The sequence below is a fragment of the Acetobacter pasteurianus genome (genome assembly GCF_009914215.2).
Taxonomy (GTDB): domain Bacteria; phylum Pseudomonadota; class Alphaproteobacteria; order Acetobacterales; family Acetobacteraceae; genus Acetobacter; species Acetobacter pasteurianus.
In genome coordinates this window covers 115,458-122,332 of sequence record NZ_CP039845.2, presented here as the reverse complement: position 1 = coordinate 122,332, position 6,875 = coordinate 115,458, and the positions used below count along the sequence as shown (strand labels likewise).

At 42.7% G+C, this 6,875-nt stretch carries 9 protein-coding genes; all 9 read right to left on the bottom strand.

Annotated elements, in window-relative coordinates; translation table 11 throughout:
- Nucleotides 1-380: 380 nt before the first annotated feature.
- Nucleotides 381-1,076, bottom strand: a complete 696-nt coding sequence (locus FCN51_RS00560) for a glycosyltransferase family protein (RefSeq protein ID WP_160256018.1) — start codon at nt 1,074-1,076, stop codon at nt 381-383.
- Complete coding sequence (locus FCN51_RS00555; protein WP_160256017.1) at nt 1,073-1,786, bottom strand: HAD family hydrolase; 714 nt, start codon at nt 1,784-1,786, stop codon at nt 1,073-1,075. The genes FCN51_RS00560 and FCN51_RS00555 overlap by 4 nt, the downstream gene beginning before the upstream one ends.
- Nucleotides 1,787-1,834: 48 nt before the next feature.
- Nucleotides 1,835-2,548 (bottom strand): PI-PLC domain-containing protein, encoded by a 714-nt coding sequence (locus tag FCN51_RS00550; RefSeq protein WP_160256016.1) that lies wholly within the window; start codon nt 2,546-2,548, stop codon nt 1,835-1,837.
- Nucleotides 2,548-3,321, bottom strand: a complete 774-nt coding sequence (locus tag FCN51_RS00545; protein ID WP_160256015.1) for a glycosyltransferase family 2 protein — start codon at nt 3,319-3,321, stop codon at nt 2,548-2,550. The genes FCN51_RS00550 and FCN51_RS00545 overlap by 1 nt, the downstream gene beginning before the upstream one ends.
- Before the next feature lie 81 nt (nt 3,322-3,402).
- On the bottom strand, nt 3,403-3,837 hold the full coding sequence (locus FCN51_RS00540) for a hypothetical protein (protein WP_160256014.1): 435 nt from the start codon (nt 3,835-3,837) through the stop codon (nt 3,403-3,405).
- 175 nt (nt 3,838-4,012) lie between these two features.
- Nucleotides 4,013-4,618 (bottom strand): hypothetical protein, encoded by a 606-nt coding sequence (locus tag FCN51_RS00535; protein ID WP_236661107.1) that lies wholly within the window; start codon nt 4,616-4,618, stop codon nt 4,013-4,015.
- Between the two features lie 8 nt (nt 4,619-4,626).
- On the bottom strand, nt 4,627-5,391 hold the full coding sequence (locus FCN51_RS00530; RefSeq protein ID WP_160256012.1) for a hypothetical protein: 765 nt from the start codon (nt 5,389-5,391) through the stop codon (nt 4,627-4,629).
- A complete protein-coding gene (locus FCN51_RS00525) occupies nt 5,388-5,882 on the bottom strand; it encodes a hypothetical protein (protein WP_124296577.1) in 495 nt (164 codons plus the stop codon). Before FCN51_RS00525 ends, FCN51_RS00530 begins: the two co-directional genes overlap by 4 nt.
- A 35-nt stretch (nt 5,883-5,917) precedes the next feature.
- Complete coding sequence (locus tag FCN51_RS00520; RefSeq protein WP_160256011.1) at nt 5,918-6,841, bottom strand: hypothetical protein; 924 nt, start codon at nt 6,839-6,841, stop codon at nt 5,918-5,920.
- Nucleotides 6,842-6,875: the final 34 nt, after the last annotated feature.

Sequence of the window (6,875 nt, the reverse complement as noted above, 5' to 3'; positions counted from 1 at the left end):
TGCTCAAAAAAGCTTTCTCAATGATTAACGTATACCCATTACAATTAGAAAAATCCATCTCATAAGGCCATGTAATAAACTAAAATTTAGCCCTCTATAAAATCCTTTTTTATCAGGGTATTACATTACAACCGGAAGGTGATAGGATTTTCTTGACACATCAATTCAAGGCCAATTTGACAGCCAATGATCAATTAGGCCTTGCCAAATCATGCCATTTTCTGCGGTGAAGACCAAATATGGATAGTGCGTTCTTAAATTCAACGCCTACTCTAAAGTTCACATATGCACTCTATGGTGCTGATCTAGTGCGAATGATCATCAATTGGTTTTTGATTACAAACAAGATAGCAGTCAAATTAAATCAGGGAAAAATTTCATCATCTTGAAGATGCAGAATACGCTGGACTCAAACCATCGAAAGATGGACCACACATATTGGCTTGAGCTCTTACACCTACGACACCATCCATAGACAAGATAATTTCATTAAAAGCTGAGCCAATTTTAAATTCACCGAATTCAGAGGCCCCTTTTCGCACTATCTGCTTGATGTGACAAATAGCTTCCTCTCCCGAATTGAACCAATACACGCCTGCTACAAAATATTTACTAATAATCTTTGACGAAACCTCACCAACAATACATGTTCCATTAGAAAAATATAATCTTTCTTTATCAGTATACATCTCATTTGAGATAGTGGAATATATAATGCCCCCTTTTATTTTAACACCTTGAGCCTCTTCATGATGGGATCGGGATGCGGCTTTTCTAAATACCTTCAACGCCTCAATAATACTGCATTCTTCAAAGTCTTCTGCATCTACAATCAACAACTCTCCAGGGTTTTGGAGAATCCAGTCATTCATAAGTAAAGTGGCACAAGCGGTTCCCGCCGTAACCGATCTTGAATGGACATGATCAATGCTGCAGTTTGTATCTAGTATTTCATAGTCTGATTCACCTGAAGTAATGCACACTATCCTGCCATTCTCATTCAATGGTAAGAGTGAGATTATTAGTGACAAGGTGGCTTCAAGATCCGGCTTTAGAGCCAGTATTATAATATTCATTGGAATTTCTGACATCCATTATTGAGATTGATTATTTTATTTACATTTCTAAGGCCATTATATTTTTGGCGTCCCCCTTGATCGATGGATGTGATCATCTCTAGCACGTTCGGCCAGCTTACATCGCTAGGATCATTTACCGCCATGACATGAGCACCTGAAGCAAGTGCCGCCTTAATCCCATTCTCGTTATCTTCGATAATGAGGGTATTCTGAGGCTGAACCCCCAACATCCTCATCGCCAGCATATATATATCTGGTGCGGGTTTAGGATTGCTCACATCTTCATTGGATAACATAACATCGAGGAACCCAGACAATCCTGCGAGGTTCATCATAGTTTCTACCGTATTGCGGATAGAGTTTGATGCTACAGCCATTTTGTATCCTGAGGCATGCAGCTTAGCCAGCAAGTACTCTTGCTTGAATACGGGTCTACATTTTGTATGAACAATTTCAGCAGTATATCGCTGCTTCATTTCAGCAATAAAAGGATAAAGACCTCTTGGAACTAATGAGGCAATTCCTTCGTCCTCACTGAGTATCTCCAGCTTTCTTTTCGTAGGAAGCCCATCGTATCGCGCCAAATGATCAGCCATACTAATTTTTACGCCGAATAATCCAAGAGCCCTGTTCATTGCTTGATAATGCCAATCTCTGGCATCTATGAGCACACCGTCCATATCAAACACAACTGCCTCAATCGACATGCTCTGCCTCATCAACACCTGAATGCGTCTTTGCCCAAAATTAGGAAACTATCTCATAAATTGACGGCATTTCTCCGGCCAATCTGTGCAGATCATCAATCGTGAATGTCGAAACAATCCACTATCATGAATAGATCGCCAAACAGATTCCACTTTTTCAGCCGAGTGACCATGCAGTTCAGGCGAGACAACGCAAACATACTTCCCATATGCCAGATGCTCTTTGATGTCCTTATTGTCATACCATACTGGCCAACTAAATGAATCAAGCCACACTCCATGAGCCTGGTCGTATAACACAGGGAACTTTTCTATATCGCTATGCCGGGTAAATACCGGGATACTTAATTTAATATACGAAACCATTTCAGGCACTGACATATCGAATGCGAACCAAGGGAATTTTCCGATATCAATGTTCTCCAGCGCCTTAATAATCATGGAGCCGATACCATCACTTTTAATATTTATTGCCAATGGAATTTTCAAATTAGGTTTTTTTGCCCATTCCGCCTGATCACCTATTAAGGCATGAGAAATTGCCTTTCTCAGCACCCACTCAACCTCAACGGGAGAAGATGCATGCTTCATTTTGACACCATAATCAGATGGTGATGGATCATGCGAGATAACGACATCACCTTGATGATCACGCACATCTGTTTCTAAACCATATCCATGACTAAAGGCACGCGAGATCGCAGCCAAAGAGTTTTTATCTTCTAAGGCTTTCCACATGCCTCGGTGGGCCAATATCATCATTAGATTACACCCCTTACGAGGCCATTTTGGCATAATTTTTTTTGAATCTCTGGATGATTTTGAAAGAAAGCAAGATCTTCTGGTATTCCCAGGCCGAACATTCCTTGCCCTTCCATGCCTATATTATAGGTTCCTACCCTTTTACCTTCTGAAATGAGATAATTATAAACAGGCGCAACGTAAAATTCACCATTTGACTTATCATCTAGTGAAATCATCATATCGGCGCAGGAGACAAAATCTTTTCCTGACTTGAAATTGTACACTCCGACTGTCGCTTGATGCGAAATAACCTGCTTTTCGGCTACTCGTTTAACCAGTTCTTTCTCATCTAGAGCGACATAAGACCATTTGGGGTCACATGCTATCATCGTCATAATAAGCCCATCTACATGCTCAGATGCACATAGGTAATCGTCCACATCAAAGTCGATGTATTGATCACTGTTAACGATCATAAGAGGGTTATTAGAATCAATCAGATCTCGCGCTTTTAGGACAGTGCAAGCAGCTCCTTCTGTGATGCCATCTATGAAAACCACCTCACATCCAGGTGCCCACTCTTTTAACTTTCGATTTAGATCGTAAACTGTGTCATGCTCACGCTGGCATACGAAAATAAATCTATGAGATGAAGTGGGGCGCATATTGTCGATGACCAGTTTGATCATCGGAACCCCTTCAAAGACAGGGATCAGTGGCTTGGGGATTGTATAACCGGCCTTTTGAAAGCGGCTGCCTCTCCCCGCCATGGGCACAACAATATTGAGCATATTATCCTAGCCTTGAATGTTTATTCACCCTCAAGGCTAAGGATCACGATAAAAAGGTTCAAATAGATAATTCGTATTTCCCTAAAGACCTATGAGTTCCCTCATTCTACTAAGGTGGTCCTGGCGCAATTTTTTTAAGCTATCTAGATATTTATCCTGCAATCTATTTATTTTTCGCTCCATTTGATCTACCTGCTTCCGGTCTAATGAGGCGAGAATGACAGACGGGAAGCCAATTTCTCTAGGATTTATTGTAGATGATCTATTGGGCTTCAGAATAACATGTGTCTTGGTTATCTCAATCACACGCCTGACGATAAATTTCTGCAGAATTAGGCTTTCGAATAAAACGTAACCTCCGATGGCCAGACCTTTTGGTTTAGGAGGAGGCGGAGGTGATTTTTTTCTAGGTTTGGACACCTTTCCAGCCATGGCTAATTTTGCCAAAATTTCCATATCATCAATCTTTACGCAATGTTCGGCCTTAGCCTTAGCGCCAGTCTCAATCTCTGACATCACTAATAATCCTATTAAACATCATGATTTTTGTCGTCTCGTGAACTTAAAAGAGAACTACGATATCAGATGTCCTGTTCCGTGAATATTAAAAGCGGAGAAACTTAAGCCCACACTTTATCTCATTAAATTTTATTATTCATATCGGTTCACATAGAACATCTGATTTACAATCTCACAGTCTATATCTTCTATCGCGGCCACTAACGATATTAAGACCTGTTGGAGCCAAATAAAGCATTGTACCCTCAGGATTGGACCAAATCCTGGCTTTTAGATCGAGTACATCTTGATAAGGGCATCCTGCTTTATTGATGACATAAGCATTTGTCTTGATATCAACGTCTCCATCCATGGATGATGGTATTCTGCCAATTTTAACGCCAAGCGCGATCTGGTTTTCTCTTTCCAAAATAACCTTAGGACACTTGTAAATGGAACCACGCGGAGGCAGGTTCTGGGCGATCAAATCAGAAGGAGACGATATTCTTACTCCAATATTTTCTTCTTCAGCCCTCAAAAGATAAACGGCAGCACCGTTGATAATGGCATCCAGTTTATTTTGACGGCTTTCGCCTGGCGACACCTTTACCGTCATAACTTTTATAGGATATTTCAGGGGCTGCTTGCCATCCCCATTTCGATTTTCTCCAATCATATCTTTCTGGTTGTAACCGCCGTTATAGTATTGAGGCGCTGCCCCCACTACCTTATCCATCGCCACAGCTTGCCCAACTAAAAGCATGGTGCTGGCGAGCCCCAATCCTATATTTTTTTTCAACCCATATCTCACTGGGAAGACCTCATATCTTCATCTAATGTGCGCCCAGGCTCTTCGTCTGGAAGAGCAGATGCACCACCTATGGCTTTAGCACTGTGTGCTGCCTCGAACTCTTTGTTACGGACTTCGTTATACTCTCTTGTCCATTGTGGCCCCGGGGTAATGGTTATTTCAGTCATGAGGGAACTGGAGCCACTAATCGTCTGCCCTGGACCTGGAGACCACATAAATGAGCCGCTACCTTTCCCAGTTTGAACATCAATGGATATCCGTCCGCTGGCATTCCATGATTGTGGCGAGAATGGCGTACCTTTATCTGGCTGCACCTCATAAGGGGCCATAGTAACGACCCAGTCTACAAAAGGCCTGTCATGCTCATAGTGATACAGTGATTGCATGACTGCACCGTGGCATACTGCCTCATGCACCAAAGGGTTATCCCCCTTCCTGTCAAGCGCACCTGTAACTGTAAGCCCATGGCCAACAGGGAATGCTGCGGTCAGAATACGATGCTTGCCTGAAAGAAGGCCTCCTTCTAAGGCGTAAACATCCATTTTCGCCACAAAGGACAGCTCTCCATCCCACTGCTGGGGATCACTATGCCCATCACAAAGTTCTTGGAGGACAGCCCCATCATTTTTAAGAAGAGGGATAGCACCAGATGCCATATGAACGGTTTTCTGAACTGGAGGAGCATGGCAGGCGCCTAATATGGCCAATGATGAAACGAACGAAAGATACCGCAAAGGCCTTAGAAATCGAGAGACCATCATCCTTCATCTTCCTCATCTTCTTCTATTTCGGCTTTAACCCAATCCACGAACTCGTTGAAATTGCGTGTTTGAGTTTCCCCATCGCTCAGCGTGATAAAGACATCCCCGCCATCTTCAGGAGGAAGCTTGGCATATGCGACAACTTCATTTGATGAGGGGGTGAGAAGCAGAGAGATATTGTCCCCTTTTTTATAAATAGATGCTTCCTCGATAACAGCCATCAGAGCATCTTCCCTTTCAGGCTTTGTAATTGGGTCAATTTCTTTGTCTTTGTTAAGAACAGCCACATGCACAAGCAACCCATCGACAGCCACACCCACAGCGAGACCAACCAAATACATCTCTTCTGAGAGACCAGTACGAGTTGTAGGATCCCTTTGCATTTGGAGTATACAGATGGCTTCCTTTGGTACCATTGCGACTTCTTCGGGCCTTAAGGGGGCTGATGAAGCAATACGCTCCCTTAAATCGTCACTCAATATCTCAATCATAATCTCTCTATCCTTACGGTTAATGCTGAAGATATTCACCTCCAGACTAAACCCGGCTTAAAAAACCTGCGCTCATAAGCGAAACTAGGACTGCTCGATTGTATGGCTGACAGCGGAGGGAATAAAAAAATATCCTTCCCTTCACACTCTTGAGCAATCGATGGTTCAGGTGTTCGAACCTTCTCATTGACACCCGACCTTATTTTCCTTGTGTTTTTGGAGTACATGCCCAGGACAGCCCCCAAAAAAAATGGGAGTTCGGTCAGCATAATGGCCTCTTGCTCTGCGCCTGGAACACCATCAGATCCGTAGATATCAAAAGCTTTGTCATGTGTAATTTTGATTGCGCCACAGATGAAATTCGTCACGTCGCCATAAGCGGCAATCTGCACACCTGAGATATCTAGATGCTCCTTGAGCTTAGTCAGATCCAGATGCACTGCTCTCGTAGATATAAATCCAGATTTTATATCTCCCCATGCGAAAAGCATAACCCCCACATTCACATTTGATGGATCTATAAAGGTGAGCACAGATACCCATTCATCACCTTTATCTTTTGCATCTGCAGGATTGGGGGAGCCGCCATCAGAAGATAAATGATAAGGTTTATCTTTGTCATCTTGAGAATATTTTGACTTTCTGGGCCGAATTGGCAAAACCATAATTTTAGGGTGTGATCTAAAATAGCCTTCAAAAAATTTGATGTAATTGGGGTTTAGAAGGCTTTCTGGATTGCGTGCACAGGTATCATTCACAAGACTGGTATAAGAATCAGTTAGAACATAGCGATCAGAGACTGTAAGCCCCCAAAGGAATGCGATGTGGAGTCCGCTTTGAGCGATTGACCCATCTTCAGATAAGGTGAGCAGCCTCTTAAAGGCATTTTCAGAGAGAAGGGAGCTTTGTGCGATCTCTCGATCTATAGTGCTCGTACAGACCTTCTCACTTGATGTCATAACTTTCTACCATTCGGCGGATATAATGAATTCT

Excerpts from the sequence above, each read along its gene's own strand:
- FCN51_RS00560 (WP_160256018.1), bottom strand. The coding sequence starts at position 1,076 with ATGAATATTATAATACTGGCTCTAAAGCCGGATCTTGAAGCCACCTTG.
- FCN51_RS00530 (WP_160256012.1), bottom strand. The coding sequence starts at position 5,391 with ATGATGGTCTCTCGATTTCTAAGGCCTTTGCGGTATCTTTCGTTCGTT.
- FCN51_RS00520 (WP_160256011.1), bottom strand. The coding sequence starts at position 6,841 with ATGACATCAAGTGAGAAGGTCTGTACGAGCACTATAGATCGAGAGATC.
- FCN51_RS00545 (WP_160256015.1), bottom strand. The coding sequence starts at position 3,321 with ATGCTCAATATTGTTGTGCCCATGGCGGGGAGAGGCAGCCGCTTTCAA.
- FCN51_RS00540 (WP_160256014.1), bottom strand. The coding sequence starts at position 3,837 with ATGTCAGAGATTGAGACTGGCGCTAAGGCTAAGGCCGAACATTGCGTA.
- FCN51_RS00550 (WP_160256016.1), bottom strand. The coding sequence starts at position 2,548 with ATGATGATATTGGCCCACCGAGGCATGTGGAAAGCCTTAGAAGATAAA.
- FCN51_RS00525 (WP_124296577.1), bottom strand. The coding sequence starts at position 5,882 with ATGATTGAGATATTGAGTGACGATTTAAGGGAGCGTATTGCTTCATCA.
- FCN51_RS00555 (WP_160256017.1), bottom strand. The coding sequence starts at position 1,786 with ATGTCGATTGAGGCAGTTGTGTTTGATATGGACGGTGTGCTCATAGAT.